This is a genomic window from Paenarthrobacter sp. NPDC018779, from assembly GCF_044391085.1.
In the GTDB taxonomy this organism is placed as follows: domain Bacteria; phylum Actinomycetota; class Actinomycetes; order Actinomycetales; family Micrococcaceae; genus Arthrobacter.
This window is the reverse complement of sequence record NZ_JBIRZS010000005.1, coordinates 208,973-233,565: the sequence shown is the minus strand read 5'-3', so window position 1 is coordinate 233,565 and position 24,593 is coordinate 208,973. Positions and strand designations below refer to the sequence as shown.

Sequence of the window (24,593 nt, the reverse complement as noted above, 5' to 3'; positions counted from 1 at the left end):
CCGAGACGGACAGTCCAATGATCTACCCGGAAGGCCAGAGCCCGCCAGAGCCCTGGCGAGCCACCCCGCATACTTTCCCGGCCCCACGGCGCGCCGAAGGCGCTCACACGCTGGGTCGCAGATCAGGTCGTTCCCAGCGCTGGGAACGACCTGAACTGCGACCTAGTTGGGCGGGTTAGTCCGCGGGGCGGTTGCGGTACGCCGCCAGGAAGTGCGAGATCCGGCGCACGGCTTCCTCGATGTCCCGGACGTTCGGCAGGATCACGAACCGGAAATGGTCCGGCGTGGGCCAGTTGAAGGCCGTGCCGTGGGAGACGAGGATCTTCTGCTCCTGGAGGAGTTGGAGGACAAACTTCTCGTCGGATTCGATGGGGTAGATCTCAGGATCGAGCCGCACAAACAGGTACATGGCTCCGGCGGCAGGGACGCAGGAAACTCCGGGGATGGCAGTGAGCAACTTCCAGGCGAGATCCCGCTGTTCGCGGAGGCGTCCGCCCGAAGCAATGAGTGCTTCGATGCTTTGGTATCCGCCCAGGCAGGTCTGGATGGCGTGTTGGGCGGGGACGTTGGAACACAAACGCAGGGATGCGAGCAGTTCCAGGGACTCCCGGTACGCTGCCGTGGCGGCCAACGGACCTGTAACGGCAACCCATCCCGCACGATAACCGGGCATGCGGTAAGCCTTCGAGAGCCCGCTGAAGGTGAGCACGCAGATGTCGTCCGCGATGGAGGCCGTGTGGATGTGCGGGGCATCGACGTAGCGGATCTTCTCGTAGATTTCGTCCGAGAACAGCACCAGATCATGCTTTCGCGCCAAGGAAGCGAACTGGTCCAGGATGTGCCGGGGGTAGACCGCACCCGTGGGGTTGTTCGGGTTAATGATGACGATGCCGCGGGTGCGAGGGGTGATCTTGGCCTCGATGTCGGCCATGTTCGGCCACCAGTTCTCGTCCTCATCGCAGAGGTAGTGCACGGCCTTGCCACCCGTGAGCGTGACGGTTGCCGTCCAGAGGGGGTAGTCCGGGGCGGGGATGAGGATTTCATCGCCGTTCTCCATGAAGGCCTGCAGCGTCATGGAGATGAGTTCGCTGACGCCGTTGCCGATGAAGATGTCTTCAACGCCGATGTTCATCAGCCCGCGGGTTTGGTAATACTGCGAGATCGCGGTCCTGGCGGAGAAGATGCCCTTGGAATCGCTGTACCCCTGCGCGCCGCGGATGTGGTGGATCATGTCCACCACCACGGACTCCGGCGCTTCCAGCCCGAACGGTGCGGTGTCCCCGAGGTTCATCTTGAGAATGCGGTGCCCCTCGGCCTCCATGGCTTTGGCCGCTTGGAGGATGGGCCCACGGAGTTCGTACCGGACGTTCTGGAGTTTGCTGGAGTGCTGCATCGGACGCATGGTTGATCTTTTCATGTCCCGGGCCCGTGCGCGTAAACCCGTCTCAAGGTTGCAGCCTCTGGACGCAGAACTGCGGATTGACCATGCAGATATTGGGCAGGGGATCGACCACGATGATGGACCGGGGCTCGGTCCGCACCAGCACCAGCGCGTTGACGTTGACTTTGGTTCCGACGTCCGGGTTCACGCCCACCACAATGCACGGCCGGAACAGCGGCTCAAAGGCGGACCCGAAGCACTGCGAGCCTTGGGTGAAGTCCAGCTGGATCTTCGCTGCTTGGAAGGCCGCCTTGGCATCCTCGATCCGTTTGCCCAGGACGTCGGGCACGGTAGGACGGGCAGGAATGGCCACCTCGATATTGACGTTGCTGCCTCGTCCCGCTTTTTCTCCACCGGCAGGGTTCTGGCTGACCACCGTGCCTTCGGCTTCGGCGCTCTCCACTTGGCTGCTGCCCACCGAGAACCCCGCGTCCGTGAGGATCTTGACCGCTTCCGCTTCCGGCTTGGATTTTACGTCCGGCACGTTGGCGTCCTTGAAGATGAAGAACAGGATGGCGCCAATGATGGCCAGGAGCACCACACCACCGATGATCACCCATAGCCACGGGAACTTCGGCGCCGGTTTGGGTGCCTCCGCCGCGGGCACGTTGAGCGTGACCACGTGGGCTTGGTCGGCGTAGTCCTCCGGTGCGTCGTCCGCGGAGTAGGCGATCAGCTTGACGGGGTAGCTTCCCGCGGCAGCGCCGGCGGTGTCGAAGTTGACCACGTATTGCTCGGTGGCCCCGGCGGCAATGGTCCGTAACGGGTTGGGGATGGTGGTGTACGTTTTCGACGGCGGATTGGTCACCTGCCCGGGGAAGGCGCCGAGGACCACCCGCTCGGGGCCGGGTGAGCCGTTGGTCACGGAGGCCGTCAGCGATCCCTTGCCGTCCTTCAGGATCACATCGGGGGAGCTCAACGTCATGGTGATGGTGGTCATGGCTTAACTCCTCTTGTCCGCGTGGATAGTTGCATGTCAGCCCGCTTCCTGGAGCAGCAGAACACACGTCCCGATGGCACGGCACGTAACGCCCAGTTGTCCACCCGAGGTTCCAAACGTCAGGTCCACGGACTTTCCGGGCCCTGAGTCCTGCTCCGCGCGGGTGCCCTGGATGAAGAGGGCTACGGTTACCGGCTGCTGCGGGACCAGCCGTGCCCGCTTGGTGGGCGGCCCGAAGTAGAACAGGCCGCCACCGAATTCCTTCACGTCGAGAACACAGGATCCGGTGACGGTGAGTTGTGTGTCGGACGCCGAACAGGATCCGCCCGCCACCGAGAGGTCCGCCGCCGTGAGTCGTCCCCCTGCGGCAGCCCCGGAGAACCCTGCCTGCCAGTCACCAGCCGCGTTGTTGTTCCCGCCGCAGCTCACGCCGAACACCAGCACCAGGATGGCGATCACCCCGCAGGCAAGGACAACCAGAATGGGCGTCCGGTTCTCCTTATTCACCGGGATCACCGGGCTGGCCGCCCGCGCCGGGTCCGGCGGGCTCGCCGAGTTGGCCGGGATCACCGGTTTCATCTGCTGGCCGCACAACAAGCTCGTCCGTCACGTGCGCAGGCTTCACGCCCTTCACGATCCTGCCGACCAGTTCCAGCTGATCCGCGGCGGCAGTGGGAACCAGGACTTTGATATGGAAAGCACCGGGCACGGATTCGACGCCGAACCCCGCAACTCCCGTAGCCAGGTGCAGGAACCGGGTGAGCCCGTCCACTGTGCCACGGCGGGCGGACAACTGTGCTGCCGCCGCAATCAAGTCGCGCTGCCGGGCGACGGGGATGCCGCCGGAGCGCGAACTTTCGGGTCCGGGCAGGGTCAGCCAGTCCAGGTCCACCCAGCGGGAAAGGAAGGGAATTAACGACGCCGGGGCCCGCCCGGGATCCGGAACGGTATGGATGCGGTCCAGGACTTCACGGACGGGCGCATGCATGTCCTCGGCCACGGCCAGCAGGGCCTGCATTGGTGGGCTGGTGTCGGCGGCCACCTGGAACACTTCGGGCAGCACCCGGAGGAGCTTTGAGCTGTCAGCCATTGCCGTGGACCACCTCGATTCTGTGGTCTCCGGAGCAGAACAGCCACGTGTCCGGCAGGGTCACGACGTCCTCCACCACGCGCCGGGTGCAGCTTTCCCAGGACACGGCGCTGTCCTTGCTGCGGTAAACGCCCTTGGGACCGGCAGCGAGCACCAAAGCGCCCCCTTCGGGCAGGACCGCTCCGGACACCGAACGTACGGGTTCGAACCGGGTCCGGTCCCGCAACGGCAGGTTGCAGTTGACGTCCGGAACGCTCCACTGCGCCGAGGCTTGCCCGAGCCGAAGCCGGAGTACGCCGCCGCTCTGGGTGGCCGCGTAGGCAGCGTTGCCCATCACATGCACACCCCAACAACTGCCACCGGTCCAACCTGCACTGAACTGCTCCCACGAATTCATGAATTGCTGGTCAAAGTCCGTACGGCCCAACTCGTCGATCTTCAGCCGAAGGCATCCCGTCCCGGTGCCTTCCGGCACTGCGCGGCCTAGCCACACATAGCTGGCACCGCCGTCGTACTGGACCGTCAGGCAGCGGATATCCTCGCCGGCCGCCTTCACCTGTTTGAAGCTCCCGGCGGTTCCGGCGTCGGGGGAAAGCCACACGCCGGCCGACGCTTCGGCCGCCACCACCACGCCGGTCCGGCCCCGAATATCCACCAAGGCGTCCACCGCATAAAAGCCACGGTCAGGTTGCGAGGTGTCCACCACGTTCTGCACCGGAATGGCCCCTTCGCTGACGGGAAGTTCGTACAGGCCGCGCTCGCCGGCCAGCAGGAGCAATGGCTCACCCTGGCGGTCCACCCAGCACAAATCCGCGACGACGAAACTTAGTTCCGCTGCCTTGCGCCAGGATTCGCCGAGGTCGTCGCTGATGTAGATGCGCGAGACCGTGTCCGTGACCGTGCTGACTGCCACCATTCCGGGATGCCGTTCCGGCCCTGCCCTCCCAGGGGCTGGCGTGCGGAAGGGGGCAATGGCCCGGACAGTTTCCTCCGGGCCCGCTGCAGCGTCACCGGCAGTGAACTCGGCGCAGGCTTCCCAGCCGTCGGCGGCGTTGGTGGTCCGGAAGAGCATGCCGTCCTGCGCCACGAACCACGTATTGTCCTGGCCCTCGGCCTGCACCAGCCCTACAGCGTCCGTGTCCGGAACCTTGTCCACTTCCAGGCGGACCCGGTCCACGTATTGCACGCCGGGCTCGGCTTCCTCCATGGCCCGGTAAAGATTCGAGACGCGGAGGGGCTTGCCGAAACCTGAACCGTACGACGACGAATCCGGGCTCAGCGGGCTGATGCCTTCAGACAGGCGGCCCACGATCCGGGTCTTCACGGCCTCGGCGTCCTCATCGGGACGGACCACGATCCGTGCGTCCACGAGCACCTGCTTGTAGAGGCCCCAGCGCACTACAGGCTCGGCGCCAACCGTGGACCGCCTGCGCAGGTATTGTTCCACGTCAGAGCGCACTTGGTCGCGGGCATGGGCCTCCAGATCCGCAGCCCGTAAGGGGTGCGCCGCGGCGTCCCGGCTCCCCGGAACGAACGGGACCAGGACGATTTCGACTTCGCCGGCTTGAGCGAAGGCCCACAGGTCCCGGCGCGTGAAGGCACGCGCGCGGCCCACCCCGGCATGGCGTCGGGCCAGGACTTCGTAATCGCGGACAGTCACTGCCCGGTCCCGTGCCTGGAAGTCCTGCGGAGCCCGCCGCAACGCATTCTCCAGGGATTCGCCGTCACGGCCGCCGGTAGCAGGCTCCGGATTGGTGACCTTCGCGCCGGGAACGGGTGTCCGCAGCACGGTCAGTTGCCCAGCTCCCACGTTGCCCGCGGCACCCCCGCCGCTGCGGTACCAGGCCCGGACCTCGGCACCCGGATCGGGCACCACGGTTGGCGTCCGGCCTGCGGACTCCTCATCCCACCAGGCGAACATTGCGACGCCGGCACTCCGGTCGATCCGTACCGGCATCTCCCCGGGGCTCGCGTCGGCGAACGCCTCCACCTCTTTGCAGTACCGGAAGGGCCGGCCGTCCACCAGCACCGCCTCGCCGCTGCCCAGGCGCGTACCTGCCGGAACTTCGACGGCGATCGCCAGGCCCGCGCCGGAAACGATCGGGGCGTTCGGGATCACGAAGCTCTGGCCCGGTCTGCCCGTTCCGGTGCCGATCGGGATGGCGTCGTACATGGTGACATCGGCTGCCGCCACCACAACGCTGGCCTGGCCGGGCGCCAAAGTGGCTGCCGCCGTCGTCGTGAACACCGGCTGCGGTGCGCCGGGTATGCCGGGCGGGCAACTGACCTGGGTGCCGCGGGGGATGCGGATCTCCTGGTCCGTGTTCGCGGCCGATGCCCTGCTGAATTCGAGCATGGTTTCCGCGGAGCTTGCGGGGTAGAGGGACGTGCCGAGCAGGTTCAGGTAGACGGCATAGAGCTTGTCCGGCACGCGGTTGAGCCGATACATCAGCGTGTCTGTGAGGTAAGCGAAGGCCTCCACGATGGTGATGCCGGGATCGTGCACCGACAGGTCGGTCCACTCCGGGGCGATCTGCTGGATCCGTTCGCGGGCACCGGCCACGAGCTCGGCGAAGCTCCGATCGTCCAGGTTCGGCACGGGAAGACTCATGCTGCACCTCCGGATTCCACGGGCAAGGCGATGACGATTTCGTCCTCAAGCTGGGATGTCCTGACCCGGTACTTCAGCCTGACCTCAAGGATCTCGGGGCTTTCGGTTGAGCGCGAGGCATCCAGGGACAGGACCGTGATGCGGCGTTCCCACTGCTCCACGGCCTTGGCCACGTAGTGGATGGCGAGCCCGGCCGTGGTGTCGTCGGCCGGAGCGAACGCCAGGCGGAACAAGTGGCAGCCGTACGTCGGGCGGTTCACACGCTCGCCCGGCCGGGTGCTCAGCAGCAGGAGGAGGGCCTGTCGGACCGAGGCCGCGTCCGTAACCGTCGCGAGCCTGCCCGCAGGAGTGGTCTTGAGCCCGGGCAGTCCGGCGGTGGCATCGAAGTCCGGGTGGATGAACGCCACGGACTTGTATCTGGGGGCGCTCACTTTGTTAGTCCCTTCATGAGCCGGCCTCCACGAACATTTGGCCCGGCCGGCGGACGTTGTACTTCACCGCGCCCGGGGGAGTCCCGTCTGTGAAACCCTCCACCGTGTCCAGGCACACGGCTTTGCCGGCAATGGTGATGAACGTGGAGTACCCCTTGGTCACGGGCAAGGTCTTGTTGCACGGCTTGATGTTGATTCCGACGTTCGGGCACATGCTGATGTCCCGGCCCTGTGGATCCGTGGCTACCAGGATCGCGGAGTCCTTGATGCGGACCCATTCCTGGGAGGGGACGTTTTCCACTTTGCCGTCGTGCCCGCAGCGGAGGATGGCTTCCTTGACGAGGAACTTCATGGCGTCTTCAGGCCTCCTCGAAGTCGACGGTCTTCGCGCGGATCTTCATGGCCTTGCCCGGGGCTTCCAAGACCAAATCCGTGGCTGCCGTGATGCGTAGTCTTTCCGGACCCAGCTCCACGGATGACCCGTGCCCGTCCGTGAAGCTGATGGTGCGGGCGCCGCCGTCGAGCATTAGCTCCTGGCCGTCCGTGCTCCGGAAGGTGTAGCGGCTGTTCCGGGGCGTCCCTACGCTGTGGTCCGGCGGCTGTTCGCGGCCGTAGAGACCGCCCAGGATGATTGCCTGGGCCGGGTCGCTTGCCGGTAGCAGCACCAGGACGGTGTCGCCCGGAGCGGGAGTTGCCACGAGGCCTTTGTCCGGGCCGGCCGCGGGGGTGAGGACCGGCGCCCACGCTGTTTGGAGGTCCGGGTAGGCCGGCAGCCGGACCTGCGCCCGTGCCCGCGCTTCGGGATCCTCGGCGTCCACGACGATCCCGAGCGTGAAGACATCTTGCTTGCGTTCCGGTGCTGCGGCGGGTGGCCGGGTGGTCACCGTGGTTTCGTAGCCCGTCCCGTCCAGCCGGTGCGCGGCGCTCGCGATCAGGTAGGTCCCCTCGATCTTCGAGGCAACGCCCACGATCCTGACCCTGCCGCCCGCCCTCAGCCGTGGATTGCCCTCGGCGACGAAAACGCCCGTCACCTGACCGGCCATCCGGGCGTCCAACTCCGCGTGGGCCAGGCAGTCCGCGAGCGCAGTGCTGTCCAGGAGTTCGTTATCCCTCCGGAAGGGGCCGCCCGCACCCACGCTGGCCAGGCCCGGGTCGGCAGAGACAATTGCCTTGGCGGTGGAGGAACTGGTTGTTGCCTGGTGGGTGGACGCATCCTCGGCGCGCCAACCATGGCTTGCGGCACTGGCGTAGGCAGGTTCCTGGCTGACTTCGATCTCTGCTGAGTGGAGCGTGGAGCCGAGCATGAGGTCCACGGGTTCGCCGTCGCCGTCGAGCCCGGTGAGGGTCAGGGTGCCATCGTGGACCACGGGATAGGCGCCTACGCGGGCGCTTTGTTCCACGAGCAGGCTTAGGTCTGTTCGGGCGCATTGGTAGACGTTGCCCAGGTGCTCGCCGCCGCCCACCACGTTCAGTCCTGTCCCGTCGCAGAGGGTCTTGGCCAAGGTGGCAAGGTCCGTATCGGAGTGCAGCCGCGTGAATTGGCGTTTGCGGAGCCGGTGCAGCGCATCGTAGGCACGGATGCGGATTTCCTGGCCGAGGTCCGCTCCGTAGCTGTACTCCACCACCGTGACTTCACCCGCGAAAAGGGGCGTACGTTGGCCGCCGAGTTCCACCCGTAGGGCATCGCCGGGCGCGGGGTCCACTCCGCCCCTTGCTGCGGCTGTCCGGCCCGGGCCTGGGCGCCAAGTGATGAGGCATTGGGCCGGCCTCGCCAGGGAACTCAGCACGTTGACGGACACGATGGCTGCCGTCTCCGCTGTGCCAAGCCTGCGACGGCCGAGCGTGACGATGAGCTCGGGGAGGCCTTGGAGCTGCCTCATGGTGCCTCACCGACCGGCGGGACCGCGAGGGGTCCATTGAAGTGGGCGGGGTCGTCGATGTTGTTGTACTCAAGGAGGAGTTTCCAGAGCAGGGGCGTGCCGAAGGCTGCAATGGACAGCCGCCCAAGCTCGGCCGGCGGTACCTCGGGAAGGAGGTCGCCGCCGTCGGGCATTAACGCGTCCCGGTCCGTGCTGCCGTCGCCGGTCACCGGGAGGGTGTCCACGGGTGGTGCCGTCAGGTCCACGGCAGGCAGGCGCTGTGCGAGCTCGTAATTCTCGCCGCCTTCCTCGTCAGCGGCCTGGCCCACCCGGACAAACACCATCCGCATCCACGAACGCAGGGGTGAGCCGTCCGGCGCGAAGCGGTCGAAACGTTCCGCCACTTCCGTCACGATCCCCGGCACGTTCCACGCGCGGCCCCAGACGAAACGGACCGACGGCGGCCGACGTTGCCGCTCCACTTCGGCGCTGTTTTCCGCGAGCGCCCAAATGGGCCGGGTCATCTGCCGCACGTCCTGCACATGGAGCGACGCCGGCGCGAGGTCGACGTCGAACAGGAGATCCAGCCGCAATTCCGTGTGGCCGCCACCGGTGAAAAGGAGGGGATCGTCCGCCAAACCCGTGCCGCTGAGCTTGCCGCCCGCACTGCGCCGAGGCTCCACGCCTGCAGTTCGCTGCATCACCACGGTTTCGGGGTTCAGCAAGCAGCCCAGGTGTTCCCCGGTGTCCTCGATCAGGAAGGCGACCCGTTCCATGTCACACCGCTTCCTGTTCCAGGGCCAGCCGGGTCTGGCGGGCCATGGCCTGGGCTACCGGGCTCGCCGCATTCGCTGGGTTGGCTGGCGGCAGGATGGGCCGGGGTGCCAGTTCCGGCCAGGCGCCAGATTGGGCAGGGGCGGGCGTGTGCGTCGTGGCGGGAGTGTGCGCGGCAGCGGAGGTGTGTGCGGTGGCCGGCGAGTGTGCTGTGGCGTGGTGGTCGTGCCGGGGTTGAGTGCGTTGTTGGGCCCGCTCTGCGCTCTTTGTTGGCTGGTTGGGGCGGAAAGCGGGCCCCACAAGGGGAATGCTTGGGGGCGTTTGGGATCCATCGGGTTGGTGTCTTTGGGGTTGGGTTGGTGTGCGCAGCCGCAAGGCAGGTGTCCGTTGTGGGGCCTGTTCTGCGTTTCTTGGACGCTCCGAAGCACGTACAGCGGGCCCCGCAACGGGAGTTGCCTGGGTGGGACTGCCTTGTGAGGCCTGCTCTGCGCTTTTTGTTGGCTGGTTGGGGCGCACAGCGGGCCTCGCAAGGGGAGTGCCTGCGGGCGTTTGGGGTCCTTCGGGTTGGTGTCTTTGTGAGCGGAATGGTGTGCGGAGCCTGAGCGCGGGGTTACGTTGTGGGGCCTGCTCTGCGCCTATTGGATGCTCCGAAGCACGTACAGCGGGCCTCGCAACGGGAGCTGTCTGGGTGCGACCGACTTGTGGGGCCCGCTCTGCATTCTTTGTTGGCTGGTTCGAGCGTAAAGCGGGCCCAGCAAGGGGAGTGTTTGCGGGTGCTTGGGGTCTTTGTGAGCGGGATGGTGTGCGAAGCCGCAGGGCAGGCGTCCGTTGTGGGGCCTGCTCTGCGCCTATTGGACGCTCCGAAGCACGTACAGCGGACCCCGCAACGGGAGGGGGTTCGTGTTGTGGGGCCTGCTTTGCGCGCCAGAGACGGCGAATGCCACGCGGAGCGGGCCTTGCAAGGGGAGTGGGTGAGAGCGGTTTGGAAGGAACGGAGCCGCCGGCTGCCTTAGGGGCCAGTCCTGCGTCCCGCAACAACGCGACCCAATGCTCGGGTGCGCCTTCGAGATCAAAGCCGCGGGCCGTCGTCGTGCCTTCCTCGAAGAGCCCCGAGGCGGGTTCCGCGCCGGACACGACGCTGGCCCCAGGTTCCGCGCCGGGCACGACGCTGGCATCCGCCGGGCCCAAGTCGGCACCAGGCGTCCAAACGGCGTCAGACCCGCGAACCGGCTCCACCCATGCGGCCACGCGGCGTAACCGCGCGGCCAGCGACCGCCGCCAAGAGAAGGGGTCAGGCGACGGGAGCGCGGGCATCGTCGAGCTCCAGGCGGTCGTAGGCGATACTCAGGGTCTCGATCGCGAGGTCCTTCCCCAGCGCGTCGAGGGGTGCTCCGAACCAGTCGCACGGCCAGGCGCCCAAGAGGTTCCAGCGCCGGACTTCCGCGGAACCGGCGTCGTTGAGCATGGCGATGGACACGTTGCGCCGCTCCACTGTCCCGTTCACGGCTTTGAACAGCCACTGCAGCATTTCCGTGGAATCGGTCAGGCCGTACTTCAACGTGACGGGCGTGTATTCGACTTGGCCGGGGATCACGCGGACGGTGCTGTTTTCGCCGCCGGAGCGGTAGAGGATGCGGCCGATCTTGAGTCCAAGGCCCTCGACGTTGGTGAAATGTCCTTGCACCACACCTTGGATCACGAGCTTGAAGTTGTACGCGCGGTACGGGTCCACCACGTTTCCGGGTTGGGCGGCAGGGGTTGGGGTGCTCATGTCAGGCTCCTGCGTTCTCTGTCTGGCTGGTGTTCTCGGCCGACTGCATGAGCTTGAAGATCACGAACTCGGCCGGTTTCACGGGCGCTATGCCAATCAGCGTGACCACTTGCCCGGCGTCGCGGACTTCGGGTGGGTTGGTTTCCTCATCGCATTTGACGAAGAAGGCCTGTTGAGGAGTAGTCCCGAGCAAGGCGCCGTCCCGCCAGACGTTGGTAAGGAACGCGCCGATGTCCCGCCGGATCGACTTCCACAGCGTGTGGTCGTTGGGCTCGAAGACTACCCAGCGTGTCCCGTCCGCCACGGATTCCTTGATCATGTTGGTGAGCCGCCGGACGTTCACGTAGCGGTATTCGCTGGCTTCGGGGGCCTTGGTCCGTGCCCCCCACACCCGGATGCCCTCGCCGGGGAAGTAGCGGATGCAGTTCACGCCCGCGGGGTTGAGGACTTCCTGCTCGCCCCGGCTCACCCGCCGCACCAGGTCGAGGGCGCCCTGGATGGGCTCGTTGGCTGGCGCCTTGTGGACTCCGCGGGTGGCGTCCACCCGCGCCCACACCCCGGCGATATGGCCCGACGGCGGTTGGGTCACCTTCTGGCCGGAGACGGGATCGATCATCACGATCCAGGGAAAGTACAGCGCCGTGTAGCCCCCGGGTGATTGTGGGGCTCCGAGGTCCTCCTGTTCAGCGGCGTCGGGTGTGCTGTCGCTCTTCTTCGGCGATGAAGCCGAACCAGTGTCCTCCGGGACGCCGGACGTCGCCGCCCGGGTGAGCGCGCCGACGTCGTCTATTTTCTCGAGCGTGTCCATGATCGCCATGCGGTCCTGGCGCAGCGGGTGTTCCACGTGTGCCTGAAGTGCCGCGTAGGCTTCGGCGGTGGCGTAGCCGGGGGCTGCCACCATGGAGATGTCGTCCACGGCTTCGAAGAGCGTGAGCCCGTTCGGCGCCGACGCGGTCCCGGTGAGGCTGCCGTCCGCCCCGATGTTCACCACATAGCAACGGCTTCCTCCGTTTGAGAAGAAGCCGTAAACAGCGTTGGAGAGGGGCGTCCCCGCAGCCGCGTTGCCGACGTATTGGTCCACGAACTGGGTCCAGTTGTCCAGCACGCGGAGTTCACCCACCAAGGCGTTCTTGTCCGGGGCCAGGCCCACAAAGCCGGCGATGCTCGTGTTCACTTGCCCGATGGCTCGCGCGCCGCTGGGCACTTCCTGTACATAAACGCCTGGCGCCTGATAGTTCGCCATGGTGCGCTCCCTTTCCTACCCGCCAAGCGGGCTCAGGTCCACCGGATGATGACCGGCAGGCTGCTGGTGCTGGCCGAGACTTCCCGTTCAGTGCCGCGTACCGCTACGGCAAAGTGCTGGAGTTCGTCCGCCGAGGCCAGGACCTCAAAGTGGCCGGTCGCATCGCTGACGACGGCCGTGGCGGAGGAATGGGCGTGGATGTAGGCGTCGGGGATGCCCTTGTTGTGGACGTCCACCAAGCGTCCGTGGATGCGCCGGGCAACGCCGGTCTTGGCGATGAGTGGCTCCAGGACGGGTGGTCCGGAGGGTTCTTCGAAGCGCAGCGCGACGGGGATGCGGACCAGGAACCCGAGCCCGTCTTCGATGCTTTCCTGATACTCGCCTGGCCGGTACTCGTTGCTGGAAACAATGGAGTACTGGCTGTGGCGTTCCACGGACAGCAGGAGCCGCTCCATGTTGTCGAGTTGTTCGGGGCCGTGGCATTCAATGGCTACGCGCAGTTCGAGATCGAGCACCGGTCCGTCCCGCCGTGAGCGGCCCACCCGGTTGAGTGCGACGGCGTGGACTACTACCGGAGCGTCGGGTGCCGGGACGCCTGCGGTGGGGGAGCCGTCGTCGAACCTGACGCGTTGGGGAGCGACGGCGTCGGAAAGGACCCCGAGAAGGTCGGACAGCGACGAACGCACATAGCCCACGGCAGAACCCCAGCGGTTAGGTGACCCACAAACGTAACTGGGAATAGGTTACTCCCGCCGTTGCGCGTAGTCACTGGGGAAACCGGGGTAACTCCATTCGTTTGAAAACGGCCGGCCCGGTACCCAACTGGGGGACAGCAAACGTTCCACTGAGCCGTGAATGGAACAGGTGCTGTCCCCCAGTTGCGTGGGGTCCCCTCGGACGGATCAGGCCAGGCCGGGAACCCGATCGTTGATGGTGAAGGACTTCTTGGTGCTGACCGGTGCGCCTGGCTTGGTGACGTAGTCCAGCACGCGGAAATCCGCCGTCAAGGAGTCCTTGGTGATGCGGGTGTTCACATAGCCGCGATTGTCGTTGTAGAACTTCAGATGCGGGTTCCAGGCCATGGTCGGGTCCGTGGTGGAGCCGCTGCCGTCGCCCGTGGACGTGATGGAGGAGCACACCAGTTCCGAGCCGACAACGGGCGACGCCGGATCCTTGTAATCCACCTTCAGGTCGGTGGCCCAGTGGCGGTGGACGTCGCCGGTAAGCACGACGGCGTTGCGCACCTTCGCGTCCACCCAGCCTTGGGTGATGCGGCGGCGGGAGGCGGCGTACCCGTCCCAGCCGTCCATGGAGACGTCGTCGACGTCGACCGCCTTGTCGCGGTCCCGCTCGGCGAAGAAGACCTGCTGCCCCAGGATGTCCCAGCGCTGCGTGGAGTTCCTGAAACCGTCCAGCAGCCACTTTTCCTGCTCGGCGCCGGTGATGGTGCGGTCCTCATCCAGGCGCTCGGCAACATTCTTCCGCCATCCGTCACCCGCGAGCTGGTCGTCGCGGTACTGCCGGGTGTCCATCATGTGGAAGTTGGCGAGCTGGCCCCACTGGATGGTGCGGTAGATCTTCATGTCGAACCCAGCCGGCAACGACGACCGACGCAGTGGCATGTTTTCGTAATACGCCTGGAACGCCGCTGCACGACGCTGCCGGAAGTGTTCGGTGGTGTCGTTGAGCTGGGCTGGGTCGCTGTTCTCGGGGATGTCGTCAGCCCAGTTGTTGTCCACCTCGTGGTCGTCCCACACCACCAGCCACGGGGCAATGGCATGGGCGGCCTGAAGGTCGGTGTCGGCCTTGTACTGTGCGTGCCGTTGGCGGTAACTTGCCAGTCCCACGGTCTCGGGACCTTCGTGGTCGCGCGGGTTGCCGCCGCCGATCACGTAACTGCCCTTCTTGTATTCGTAGAGGTAGTCGCCGAGGTGGAGCACCAGGTCCGGGTGGTCCTCCGCGAGGCGTGAGTAGGCCGTGAAGTAGCCGTGCTCGTACTGGGCGCAGCTGGCGAAGGCCATGGCGAGGGCGGCCGGTGTTTCACCGGGGGCGGGGCTGGTGAGGGCACGTCCCACAGCACTGATGTGGCGGCCCGTCCGGAAACGGTAGAAGTACTCCCTGCCTGGCTTAAGTCCTTTTACTTCGACGTGCACTGAGTGGGCGCTTTCGATCCGGGCATGTTCGACGCCGCGGGCTACTGTCCGGCGCATCGCCTGGTCCTCTGCCACCTCCCAGGCAACGGCGACGTTGCGGGACGGCATGCCGCCCAAGCCGTCTTCGGCCACGGGGTTTACAGCCAGGCGGGTCCACAGCACGAAGCCGTCCGGCCACGGCTCGCCGGAGGCGATACCGAGCGTGAACGGATCGGTGCGGAGACCGGCGTCGTCCGCTGTTGAAACGGCGACCGCATTGTTGGGGAGTGCGGCAACCAAGCCAGCGCCGAGGCCGACGGAAATGAGGGATCTGCGGGTGATGTTTTCCATGGCCTCGACGCTAAGGAACCTTAGTTGACAGGTGCCGAGGGTAGTGTGAATGGGGAGTTAACTGTGTGACAAAAGCGGTTAATCCGCGTCGGTGCTGCGCCGATCGCGAAACCTGCCTGACCCGCCAGGAATGTCAGTGGTTGCTGTGAGGCTTGACCTATGGAACTGAATCCCAATGCCGTGACCGGCTCGCGCGCAGTGTCCTTGCCCGAGGGCTACGCCGATGTTCCGGACGCATTTGTCCAACAGGCTGTTGGACAATTGCCGTGACGGTGTCTGGACGATTGCGTCCGGAGCGACAACGTCGCGCTCCTGAACAAAGTCAGTGACCACGATCTGAGGCGTTGGTATGCGTCCAAAGCCGTCCTCAATGGTTGGTCCGTTGCGGCCCTTGAACACCACATCCTCACACGACCCGACCAACCAACCCCACAACAAGGACTGAATAAGCCAGCGTCGGCCTGCTCATCTGTGGTTCACAGGTAAATGTGTTAGGTTCTATCCATCAGACATTGCCCCCCTCTGAGCCTCGGCTCAAGGGGGCAATTTTCGTTAGCGGGACGAGTCGGTGAAGTGTGGAGTACACCAAGGAATTCAAAGAGCGCGAAGAGTTGCTTCAACATCTGGAGGACCGTGGTCTGGCAGTTCCTGACCGCGATACAGCGCTGACGTTCCTTAGCCGGGTAGGCTACTTCCGGTCGGGTGCGTACCGATACATCTTTCGACGACTTCTTCCGGCCCACGAAGTCGACATCAGACTCCACCAGTACCGTTCGGATGACTACATCCCCGGCGCAAGTATCGACCATGTCATGGCGTTGGAAGCGTTCGACTTCAAACTCGCCCGCGTCTGCCAAGAAGGCCTGATGGACTTCGAAGTTCGTCTGAGGGCTGCGATTGCCCATACCCTCGCGGCGAGGGATGTGGCCGCACATGCGTCCAAGAGGTTCCTTGATGAGCACAATTGTGATCGGCCCGCGGGAGGTCGCACGAAGTTTGAGGCATGGACCTCCACCTGGCGGGGCGCTGTCGGGGCAGCGGCAGAAGACGAAGATTTCCTCAAGCATCACTTGCTGAAGTATCCGCAGCAAGAGGTCCCTATCTGGGCCGTCACCGAGGTGCTGAGCTTCGGAAATTTGCCGTATCTCTTTGAATTGATGCAGACACCTGATGCTCGCGAGGTAGCGCGCATGTTTGGGTTCGCCCACCCGCGGCGCTTCGGTGCAGTGCTCCGGATGATGGTCGACTTCCGAAACGCGTCTGCGCACGGCTCCCGGCTTTTCAATCGGGCCTTCAAAAGGGCCATCTCGCTCAAGGAGCACGACACCATCGGTGCCTTTTTGGCACATCTGACTCGACCTGACTTTACGGCCACGCCCAAAGCACATCAGAGACTCTACATTTATGCAGCAACCCTGGCCTTCATGCTTCGGTCGCACTCCGGCGGAACCAATTGGCACCTGACCTTTAGAACCCACATTAAGAAGTTGGATATCAGACTTCGCGCCCCAGGTGGGGCTGAACTCCTTTCTCCGTGTGTAAGCATGGGATTTCCCGAGGACTGGCAGAACTTGGCATTATGGCAGTCGCGGTGACTTCGAGCAGGTCCTAAGCCAGCGTCGCGCGCTTCGTCTGCCACCACGCCACCGTTGCCGCCGCTGCATCCTGCAGGGAAGTCGGTTCCAGGCCCAACAGCTCTTGGCTCTCACTCGAGTCCATAACAAAGGGGCGCTCGAACTGGTAGAGCAACTCCGCCAGTTCACGCATGTCCGTGAAGAAGACGCCCGCCGCGCGCAGGACCCAGCCGGGAATGGCGCTGACCTTCGGCTCGCCAAGGCCCGCCGCAGCAGCGTGGGCGGCAGCGAGTCCGCGCTGGGATATCGCCTGGCCGGTGGGCGCGTGAAGCACACGGTTCCACAGTTCGGGCCTTTGAGCCGCAGCAATCATGGCCGCGGCCAGGTCGGGGACGAAGGTAAAGGAGTGCGGGTGGTCGGCACTTCCCACCACCTGGACCGTCTTCCCTGCCAGCACCAGAGGAACCATGCGTTCCCCGGCGTGGGCCATCATGACCCGCGGCCCGAAGAAGTCGCCTGCCACGATGCTCACGGTGTTCGCCATATGGGCCTCCCGCGCCTTGAGCAGCTCCGTCCGGACGCCACGTTTGCCGCCGGTCGCCTCGCGAGGGCCGGCCTCCGTCATGATGCGGTCCGGCTCGCTATAGGAGTAGAGGCTTTCGGGAAAAACGACGACGGCGCCCACGGCTGCCGCTGCGTCCATCACCACCAGCTCGGCCCCAGGAAGTTCAGCTGCCCATTCCTTTGCGCGGTACTTGGAACCGTGAATGCAATGGAAGATCGCCTGCGCGCCTCGAACTGCTTCGCTGAACTGAGCGGCGTCAGAGGCGTCTCCGCGCACGCGTTGGATCAGGGGATGCTCCGGTCCGCTGCCTGATCTGGTGACCACCCGGACCTCGTTCCCTTGCATGGCGAGAGTTTCGGCCACGGTCCATCCAACAGGTCCTGCTCCGGTGACGACGTACATGGGGTTCCTTTCCTGGCTTCCTCTGAAATAGAGAGCAGTGCTCTCATAAATCTCAGAATGAACCCCCGCCGCCTTTAAGTCAAGAGCGCTGCTCTCTTTTGCTGACGACGCTCTCAAATGTGGCAAGCTGTCCTCATGCCGGAGACCCCCAAGCCACCTACGCCCAGGCAACGTGCCCGCGCCCAGACCATCGCCGACATCGTCCGGCTCGGCAGGGAACATCTGGCCACACACGGAGCCGCCGCACTTTCCCTTCGCGCAGTTGCCCGCGACCTGGGAGTGGTCTCCTCGGCCGTTTACCGCTACGTCGAGAGCCGCGACGAATTGCTGACCCTCCTCCTCATCGATGCCTACAACGATCTCGGTGACGAGGTAGACGCGGCGGTGGACTCCGCCGGCGGACAGGACTTCGCGGGGCAGTTCCAAGCGCTGGGCATGGCCGTCAGGAGATGGGCGCTTCGTGAGCCAGCCAGCTACGCACTCCTGTTCGGCAGTCCGGTCCCCGGATACCAAGCCCCTGGGGAGCGCACCACGGTGCCAGGCACCCGCGTCATTGTTCGCCTCGTTGGAATATTCGACGCCGCCTATCGCGCCGGCGCCTTGACCGCAGACGTGCCTCCCGCCGTCGTCATCCCTCCCAAGCTCGCCGGAGACCTCGCGAGAATCCGCGCGGAGATGGGGCTGGCAGCACCGGATGCGTCGCTCGCCAGGGGCGTGCTGGTGTGGACGTCCTTGTTCGGGGCGGTGAGCTTTGAGGTGTTTGGCCAGTATGGCGCGGACACCTTCGCCGCCCGCGATGAACTCTTCGAACACCAGCTGGCTGTCCTGCGGGGAGTCGCGGGGCTGTAAGGGGCGGAAGTAGAGTGTTCGGATGGCTCGTGGACTGGTTGACATCGGTGCGGAGGGCGTCCTGCTCGCCGGTGCGGGGCGTGCCATCCTCCTCCAGATCGCCGATCCGCGGGTGGGTCATGGCGTGGCGGAACACAGCAATTTCGCCGATCGGCCGCAGGATCGGCTCAAGGCCACGCTGACCTACGTCTACGCCGTGGTGTACGGGACCGAAGAGCAGATCGCCGCCGTCCGCCGGGCTGTTAACCGGGCCCATGCACCTGTCCGCAGGACCACCGATCATGAGTCCCGGGGTTACAACGCCTTCGACGCCTCATCGCAGCTGTGGGTGGTGGCCACCCTCTACAACACGGCCCTCACTGTCTACGAGCAAGTCCACGGAAAGCTCGACGACGAGACTGCGGACCTCATGTACCAGGACTACGCGCGGATCGGCACGGCCCTTCAGCTTCCGGCAGACATGTGGCCGGCAGATCGGGCGGCGTTTGCCGAGTATTGGAATGCGCAGATGGCGGTGCTGCAGCCGGACGAGAAGGCACGGAAGATCGCCCGGGACCTGCTCTATCCGGCGGGCGGGCCGGCGCTGATGCGACTCGTGATGCCTGTTGCCCGGTTCCTGACTGTCGGACTGTTGCCCGACCATCTCCGGCAAGGATTCGGCTTCGACTGGACGCCGGTGCATGCGCGCCGCTTTGACCGTGCAATGCGCCTGGTGGGGCACGTGTACCCACGTTTGCCGCAGCGGATCCGGTACTGGCCACGGGACTATTGCCTGAGCACGCTGAAGCCGGCGCAGCTCAGGGGTGCGGTTCGGCATGCGTAATTCCACGTCTGTTGAGCGGTCGATCGATGCCTTCGCCCACCGCTACCTGGACCGCTCGACAGGTGGCCTGCGTGCAGGACTTACGGAATTCCTTGTCTTCGGGCTGAAGCAGGCGTGGGCATGCGTTTTCGGAGCCTCGCTGTTGGCTGTCATCATTGCGGTGCGGCTCTGGTACCCCTCCAACGCCGGGCTGGCCAGCAACGACTTCATGACCATCGCGGCCGTGGCAATCCAGGTGTTGATGGTTGTCTTCCGGCTGGAGACCTTGCGCGAACTTCGCGTGATCGTCCTGTTCCATGTGGTGGGGACCGTCATGGAGCTGTTCAAAACGGACGTTGGCTCCTGGTCCTATGGTGCGGAGGGGATCCTTCGCATCGGCGCGGTTCCACTGTTCAGCGGCTTCATGTATGCCGCTGTGGGTTCCTATATGGTCCGCGTGTTCCGCCTGTTCGACCTCCGCTTCGACCGCTACCCTCGACGATGGATCACAGCCCTTGTTGCGGCCGGGATCTACGTGAATTTCTTCTCGCACCACTACATCTTCGACTTCCGCTGGGTGCTGCTGGCCGCCGTCGTACTCGTTTACGGCAGGTGCGTGATGCACTACCGCGTGTTCCGCAAGCGCTTCCGGATGCCCATCCTGGTGTCGTTCCTTCTCGTGGCGCTGTTCATCTGGTTCGCGGAGAACATCGGCACGTGGTCCCGCGCGTGGCTCTACCCGAACCAGTTGAACGGGTGGCAGGCCGTCTCGATCGACAAACTGCTGGCGTGGTTCCTGCTGATGATCATTTCGGTGGTGCTCGTGGCGTGGGTATACAAGCCGGAGCCACCTGAGCAGTTCACCGTAGGCGAAACGAGCCCGGAATTCCGTGTGAACACTGGGAAGTAGAGAAGCCGAGCCGCAAAGTTGAGTGCAATTGACTCAACTTTGGATTGACATCTTTTCGAGGCTGAGTACAGTTGAGTGCAGAACGCTCAACTAGCCGATTGTTGAGTGGGCTCCCGACAGCAAAACCCGCCTCAGCGGAGAGTGCTGTTCGGGTGCAATCATCAACATCGGTCATTGAAAGGAAACAAGATATGTCACGTGCAGTAGGTATCGACCTCGGAACCACCAACTCCGTGGTCTCTGTTCTTGAAGGTGGCGAGCCCACCGTCATCGCCAACGCAGAAGGCGGCCGCACCACGCCGTCCGTCGTCGCGTTCTCCAAGTCCGGCGAAGTCCTGGTTGGCGAGATCGCCAAGCGCCAGGCCGTCAACAACATCGACCGCACCATCGCCTCCGTCAAGCGCCACATGGGCACCGACTGGACCGTCGCCATCGATGACAAGAAGTACACGCCGCAGGAAATTTCCGCGCGTATCCTCATGAAGCTCAAGAACGACGCCGAGAGCTACTTGGGCGAAAAGGTCACCGACGCTGTGATCACCGTTCCGGCCTACTTCAACGACGCCGAGCGCCAGTCCACCAAGGAAGCCGGCGAGATCGCCGGCCTCAACGTCCTGCGCATCGTCAACGAGCCCACCGCGGCTGCCTTGGCTTACGGCCTGGACAAGGGCAAGGAAGACGAACTCATCCTGGTCTTCGACCTCGGTGGCGGTACCTTCGACGTCTCCCTCCTCGAAGTTGGCAAGGACGAAGACAACTTCTCCACCATCCAGGTTCGCGCAACCGCCGGTGACAACCGCCTCGGCGGCGACGACTGGGACAACCGCGTTGTCGAATGGCTGCTGAACCAGCTCAAGGTCAAGGGCATCGACCTCTCCAAGGACAAGATCGCCCTCCAGCGCCTCCGCGAAGCCGCAGAGCAGGCCAAGAAGGAACTCTCCTCCTCCACCAGCACCAACATCTCCCTCCAGTACCTCTCCGTCACCCCCGACGGCCCGGTCCACCTGGACGAGCAGCTCACCCGCGCCAAGTTCCAGGACCTCACCAAGGACCTGCTGGACCGCACCAAGAAGCCGTTCCACGACGTCATCGCTGAAGCCGGCATCAAGGTTTCGGACATCGACCACATCGTGCTCGTCGGTGGCTCCACCCGTATGCCTGCCGTGTCCGAGCTCGTCAAGGAACTCGCCGGCGGCAAGGAGCCCAACAAGGGCGTCAACCCGGACGAGGTTGTGGCCGTTGGTGCCGCACTCCAGGCCGGTGTCCTGAAGGGCGAGCGCAAGGACGTCCTGCTCATCGACGTCACGCCGCTGTCCCTCGGCATCGAAACCAAGGGTGGCGTCATGACGCACCTCATCGAGCGCAACACGGCTATCCCCACCAAGCGTTCGGAGACCTTCACCACCGCTGACGACAACCAGCCGTCCGTGGCCATCCAGGTCTTCCAGGGCGAGCGTGAATTCACCCGCGACAACAAGCCGCTGGGCACGTTCGAACTGACCGGTATCGCCCCGGCACCGCGTGGTGTTCCGCAGGTCGAGGTCACCTTCGACATCGACGCCAACGGCATTGTGCACGTGTCCGCCAAGGACAAGGGCACCGGCAAGGAACAGTCCATGACCATCACCGGTGGCACAGCGCTCTCCAAGGACGACATTGACCGCATGGTCCGTGAAGCCGAAGAGCACGCTGCCGAGGACAAGGCACGCCGTGAAGCTACGGACACCCGTAACTCCGCTGAGCAGCTCGCCTACTCGGTGGAGAAGCTCATCGCCGAAAACGAGGACAAGCTGCCTGAAGAGGTCAAGACCGAGGTCAAGGCCGACGTCGACTCCCTCAAGTCCGCGCTCGAAGGCACCGACGACGCAGCCGTGAAGACGGCGTTTGAGAAGCTGCAGGCTTCCCAGACCAAGCTCGGCGAAGCCATCTACTCGCAGGCTGCAGCAGCCGACGCCCCCGGTGCCGGTGCTGAAGGTGCCTCCGCAGGTGCCGCCGGCGACAAGGCTGACGAGGACATCGTCGACGCCGAGATCATCGACGAAGACGAAGCGAAGAAGTAACCATGCCTCATCACGGCAACGAAGCAGAGCACTCTGAAGGCAACGAGCAGCGCAAGCCGGTGATCCGGGACAACCGCAAGGTTGACCCGGAGACCGGGGCCGCCCGCCATCCTGAAGGCGAAGCGAACGCCGAAAGCAACGCTGCGTCCACCGAGGGCGATGCCCTGTCCCAGGCTGAGGAAATCCTCAACGGGGTAGAGGTTCCGGCTGAAGAGTCGGTCGCACCCGGTGCCGCGGCGGAAGCCCAGGCAGCCGAACTGCGCAACGACCTCCTCCGCCTGCAGGCTGAGTACGTCAACTACCGCAAGCGCGTGGAACGCGACCGCGCCGTAGCAGGGGAGATGGCCGTTATCGGCGTCCTGAACTCCCTGCTCCCGGTGCTGGACGATGTTGACGCCGCACGCCAGCACGGTGACCTCGAAGACGGCCCCTTCGCCGCCATCGCCACCAAGCTGGAAAATGCGCTGAAGACGTATGGACTGGAGCGCATCGCGGACACCGGAGTCGAATTCGACCCCACCATCCACGAGGCACTCATCCAGCAGCCCGGCGAGGACATCGAAGTAGACACGGTCAGCCAGGTGCTGCGCTCCGGATACCGCTCAGGAGAGCGTGTCCTGCGGGCAGCCCAAGTGATCGTCGCAGTACCGGCGTAACTTCCGCCTTCGGCGGGTGACTGTACGAACCACGCGAAGCGAGCCAAGGGGCCCCCGCCCCTACGCGTGACGGCTTTCGTCCTACGGACGTCAGCCGTCACGCTCCGGCAGCGGATATTGGCCTTCCCAACACTCGCAAGCTCGTATCGGGGCCCGCGGCCAGATCCTTGGATGCCACTCCCGGGGCCCCTTGGCTCGCCCCGCTTCGGCGGTCGGCTCGCCTAAGGTGGTTTCACGCAGCTGCTTTAGTTTTGATTTGAAAGGAAACGCTCTTGGCCAGCCAGGACTGGGTTGAAAAGGATTTTTACGCGATCCTTGGTGTTGCCAAGGACGCGTCCGACGCTGACATCAAGAAGGCTTACCGCAAGCTTGCGCGGCAGTACCATCCGGATACCAATGCCGGGGACGCTGTCGCGGAGAAGAAGTTCAAGGACATCTCCGAGGCCTATTCGGTGCTGTCGAGTCCTGAGGACCGGCAGCAGTACGATGCCATCCGTGCCATGGGTGGTGCCCGGTTCGCTCCGGGTGCAGGTGGTCGTGGTGGCGCCGGGGCCAATGGTGGCTTCGAGGACCTGTTTGGTGGCCTGTTCGGTGGCGGCGCTGGCGCACGCCAACCACAGGGCGGTGGCATTCCGCCGGAGTTCGCAGACCTTTTCGGCGGTGGATTCGGGGGAGGCCAGACCGGTTTCCAGCGCGCCCCGCAGAAGGGCTCGGACCGTACCGCCACCACGTCCATCTCGTTCGCCGGTTCCATCAAGGGCACCACGGTGAGCCTGCGCGAGAGCAACGGCAACGTGATCGACGTCAAGATCCCCGCGGGCATCAAGGACGGCCAGAAGGTCCGCCAGCGCGGCAAGGGCAACGTTGGCCCGGCCGGCAACGGGGACCTCATCATCACCGTCAGCGTTAAACCCCACGACTTCTTCCAGCGCGACGGGGACAACATCCGCGTCCACGTGCCTGTCACGTTCGCGGAGGCGGCGCTGGGCGCCACCATCGAGGTTCCAACGCTCGACGGCGACACCGTCAAGTTGCGCGTCCCGGCGGGCACTCCCGCAGGCCGCACGCTGCGTGTGAAGGGCCGGGGCGTGAAGACGTCCAAGGCGACCGGCGACCTGCTGGTGACCATCGACGTCGCCGTTCCGCAGAACCTGAGCAAGGAAGCGGAGGAGGCCGTGAAGGCGTTCGCTGCGGCGACTTCCGACGCCAACCCGCGTCACGACCTGGCCGCTAAGGCCCGGTTGTAAGGAGAAGGTCATGGCTATCGACGTCAACCAGCCGATCTTCGTCATCTCCGTAGCTGCGGAGCTTGCCGACATGCATCCGCAGACGTTGCGCCAGTATGACCGCTTGGGCATCGTCTCGCCCAGCCGCGCGCCCGGAAAGTCCCGCCGCTACTCGCAGAACGACGTGGACCGGCTGCGCGAGGTGCAACGCCTTTCGCAATCCGGCGTGTCCCTGGAAGGGATCAAGCGCATCCTGGACCTCGAGAACCAGGTGGCTGCCCTGCAGTACCGCGTGGCAGAACTGACCGAAGAACTGTCACGCCGCCGGGCTCCCGTGGACGCGAGGATCTTCGCAGCGGGAGCTGCCGGAGACGTGGTGAGCCTCGCACGGGGCCAGCGTCCCCGCGCCCGGTCCCAGGCCGTCGTCGTATGGCGACCGCGGCCGGGGGAGGGACAGCGTTAGTAGCAGGGACTAAGCCGAGCGGTCCCAGCGGACCACAACCTTGGCTGCGCCCTCTTCCGTGCGCTCCACCTCGGCGATGATCTGCGACTCGGACGCGCCCATGTCCCGGATCTGCTGCTTGTAGTCCTCGAGATGTTCCTGCAGGGACTCCTCTGTCCATTCACCGGGCCGCATGCGGGTGGAGATCTCCACGGGCTCGGTGGGAACCACCAGGTCCTGCGGCTGGGGGTCTTCCACAGGCTCGCGCCGAATGGGTTCACCATCCGGGGCCAGCATGCGCCAGGCAAAGGCGCCGCCGGCAATGCCCGCCAGGAGTCCCATGACCACGAGCCATGCCGTGCGGCCGCGTCGTGGCGCAGGGTTCTGTGCCAAGCTGTTCGGAATTTTTGCAGATCGTCGTGCCATGGGAAGAATCGCCTTCCAGTTGGTTGCCGTACGTCGTG

General features: G+C 64.9%; 24 protein-coding genes. 8 read left to right on the top strand and 16 right to left on the bottom strand.

Annotated features, from left to right (window positions below; all coding sequences use genetic code 11):
• Positions 1 to 175: 175 nt before the first annotated feature.
• From ACH488_RS08850 to ACH488_RS08785, 14 genes are all read right to left on the bottom strand, one after another.
• A complete protein-coding gene (locus ACH488_RS08850; protein WP_397323601.1) occupies positions 176 to 1,402 on the bottom strand; it encodes a pyridoxal phosphate-dependent aminotransferase in 1,227 nt (408 codons plus the stop codon).
• A 43-nt stretch (positions 1,403 to 1,445) separates the two neighbouring features.
• The gene (locus ACH488_RS08845) at positions 1,446 to 2,381 is read right to left on the bottom strand and encodes a PASTA domain-containing protein (RefSeq protein WP_397323600.1); all 936 of its coding nucleotides are present in this window, start codon (positions 2,379 to 2,381) and stop codon (positions 1,446 to 1,448) included.
• A gap of 36 nt (positions 2,382 to 2,417) precedes the next feature.
• On the bottom strand, positions 2,418 to 2,888 hold the full coding sequence (locus ACH488_RS08840) for a hypothetical protein (RefSeq protein WP_397323599.1): 471 nt from the start codon (positions 2,886 to 2,888) through the stop codon (positions 2,418 to 2,420).
• Positions 2,881 to 3,471 (bottom strand): phage tail protein, encoded by a 591-nt coding sequence (locus ACH488_RS08835; RefSeq protein ID WP_397323598.1) that lies wholly within the window; start codon positions 3,469 to 3,471, stop codon positions 2,881 to 2,883. Before ACH488_RS08835 ends, ACH488_RS08840 begins: the two co-directional genes overlap by 8 nt.
• The gene (locus ACH488_RS08830) at positions 3,464 to 6,082 is read right to left on the bottom strand and encodes a putative baseplate assembly protein (RefSeq protein ID WP_397323596.1); all 2,619 of its coding nucleotides are present in this window, start codon (positions 6,080 to 6,082) and stop codon (positions 3,464 to 3,466) included. The genes ACH488_RS08835 and ACH488_RS08830 overlap by 8 nt, the downstream gene beginning before the upstream one ends.
• Positions 6,079 to 6,513: a GPW/gp25 family protein gene (locus tag ACH488_RS08825; protein WP_397323594.1), complete on the bottom strand. Its 435-nt coding sequence runs from the start codon at positions 6,511 to 6,513 to the stop codon at positions 6,079 to 6,081. The genes ACH488_RS08830 and ACH488_RS08825 overlap by 4 nt, the downstream gene beginning before the upstream one ends.
• A 13-nt stretch (positions 6,514 to 6,526) precedes the next feature.
• Positions 6,527 to 6,865, bottom strand: coding sequence for a hypothetical protein (locus ACH488_RS08820; protein WP_397323593.1), 339 nt, complete (start codon positions 6,863 to 6,865; stop codon positions 6,527 to 6,529).
• Between the two features lie 7 nt (positions 6,866 to 6,872).
• Positions 6,873 to 8,393, bottom strand: a complete 1,521-nt coding sequence (locus tag ACH488_RS08815; RefSeq protein WP_397323592.1) for a phage baseplate assembly protein V — start codon at positions 8,391 to 8,393, stop codon at positions 6,873 to 6,875.
• A complete protein-coding gene (locus tag ACH488_RS08810) occupies positions 8,390 to 9,148 on the bottom strand; it encodes a hypothetical protein (RefSeq protein WP_397323591.1) in 759 nt (252 codons plus the stop codon). The genes ACH488_RS08815 and ACH488_RS08810 overlap by 4 nt, the downstream gene beginning before the upstream one ends.
• Before the next feature lies 1 nt (position 9,149).
• Positions 9,150 to 9,446, bottom strand: coding sequence for a hypothetical protein (locus ACH488_RS08805; RefSeq protein WP_397323590.1), 297 nt, complete (start codon positions 9,444 to 9,446; stop codon positions 9,150 to 9,152).
• 991 nt (positions 9,447 to 10,437) lie between these two features.
• Positions 10,438 to 10,917, bottom strand: coding sequence for a phage tail protein (locus ACH488_RS08800; RefSeq protein WP_397323589.1), 480 nt, complete (start codon positions 10,915 to 10,917; stop codon positions 10,438 to 10,440).
• Position 10,918: 1 nt separating this feature from the next.
• Positions 10,919 to 12,160, bottom strand: coding sequence for a phage tail sheath family protein (locus ACH488_RS08795; RefSeq protein WP_397323588.1), 1,242 nt, complete (start codon positions 12,158 to 12,160; stop codon positions 10,919 to 10,921).
• 32 nt (positions 12,161 to 12,192) lie between these two features.
• Positions 12,193 to 12,855 (bottom strand): hypothetical protein, encoded by a 663-nt coding sequence (locus ACH488_RS08790; protein ID WP_397323587.1) that lies wholly within the window; start codon positions 12,853 to 12,855, stop codon positions 12,193 to 12,195.
• A gap of 207 nt (positions 12,856 to 13,062) precedes the next feature.
• Entirely contained in the window at positions 13,063 to 14,643 is a 1,581-nt protein-coding gene (locus ACH488_RS08785) for an alkaline phosphatase D family protein (RefSeq protein ID WP_397323586.1), read from the bottom strand.
• Positions 14,644 to 15,218: 575 nt separating this feature from the next.
• On the opposite strand from ACH488_RS08785, the gene ACH488_RS08780 reads away from it, so the two are divergent.
• A complete protein-coding gene (locus ACH488_RS08780; RefSeq protein ID WP_397323584.1) occupies positions 15,219 to 16,238 on the top strand; it encodes an Abi family protein in 1,020 nt (339 codons plus the stop codon).
• A gap of 13 nt (positions 16,239 to 16,251) precedes the next feature.
• Here ACH488_RS08780 and ACH488_RS08775 read toward each other — a convergent pair whose 3' ends face one another.
• A complete protein-coding gene (locus ACH488_RS08775) occupies positions 16,252 to 17,184 on the bottom strand; it encodes an NAD-dependent epimerase/dehydratase family protein (RefSeq protein WP_397323583.1) in 933 nt (310 codons plus the stop codon).
• Positions 17,185 to 17,319: 135 nt separating this feature from the next.
• Between ACH488_RS08775 and ACH488_RS08770 the strand changes: the two genes are divergently transcribed.
• From ACH488_RS08770 to ACH488_RS08740, 7 genes are all read left to right on the top strand, one after another.
• Positions 17,320 to 18,033, top strand: a complete 714-nt coding sequence (locus ACH488_RS08770) for a TetR/AcrR family transcriptional regulator (protein ID WP_397323582.1) — start codon at positions 17,320 to 17,322, stop codon at positions 18,031 to 18,033.
• Between the two features lie 22 nt (positions 18,034 to 18,055).
• Positions 18,056 to 18,856: an oxygenase MpaB family protein gene (locus ACH488_RS08765; RefSeq protein WP_397323580.1), complete on the top strand. Its 801-nt coding sequence runs from the start codon at positions 18,056 to 18,058 to the stop codon at positions 18,854 to 18,856.
• The gene (locus tag ACH488_RS08760; RefSeq protein ID WP_397323579.1) at positions 18,849 to 19,745 is read left to right on the top strand and encodes a DUF817 domain-containing protein; all 897 of its coding nucleotides are present in this window, start codon (positions 18,849 to 18,851) and stop codon (positions 19,743 to 19,745) included. Before ACH488_RS08765 ends, ACH488_RS08760 begins: the two co-directional genes overlap by 8 nt.
• Before the next feature lie 191 nt (positions 19,746 to 19,936).
• Positions 19,937 to 21,805 (top strand): molecular chaperone DnaK, encoded by a 1,869-nt coding sequence (gene dnaK, locus ACH488_RS08755; RefSeq protein WP_397323578.1) that lies wholly within the window; start codon positions 19,937 to 19,939, stop codon positions 21,803 to 21,805.
• A gap of 2 nt (positions 21,806 to 21,807) precedes the next feature.
• On the top strand, positions 21,808 to 22,461 hold the full coding sequence (locus tag ACH488_RS08750) for a nucleotide exchange factor GrpE (protein ID WP_397323577.1): 654 nt from the start codon (positions 21,808 to 21,810) through the stop codon (positions 22,459 to 22,461).
• Between the two features lie 272 nt (positions 22,462 to 22,733).
• Positions 22,734 to 23,708: a DnaJ C-terminal domain-containing protein gene (locus ACH488_RS08745; protein WP_397323576.1), complete on the top strand. Its 975-nt coding sequence runs from the start codon at positions 22,734 to 22,736 to the stop codon at positions 23,706 to 23,708.
• Positions 23,709 to 23,718: 10 nt separating this feature from the next.
• Positions 23,719 to 24,150 carry a heat shock protein transcriptional repressor HspR gene (locus ACH488_RS08740; protein ID WP_397323575.1) on the top strand — a complete coding sequence of 144 codons (432 nt, stop codon included), beginning with the start codon at positions 23,719 to 23,721 and terminating at the stop codon, positions 24,148 to 24,150.
• Between the two features lie 9 nt (positions 24,151 to 24,159).
• Here ACH488_RS08740 and ACH488_RS08735 read toward each other — a convergent pair whose 3' ends face one another.
• The gene (locus ACH488_RS08735) at positions 24,160 to 24,522 is read right to left on the bottom strand and encodes a hypothetical protein (protein WP_397323574.1); all 363 of its coding nucleotides are present in this window, start codon (positions 24,520 to 24,522) and stop codon (positions 24,160 to 24,162) included.
• Positions 24,523 to 24,593 lie beyond the last annotated feature (71 nt).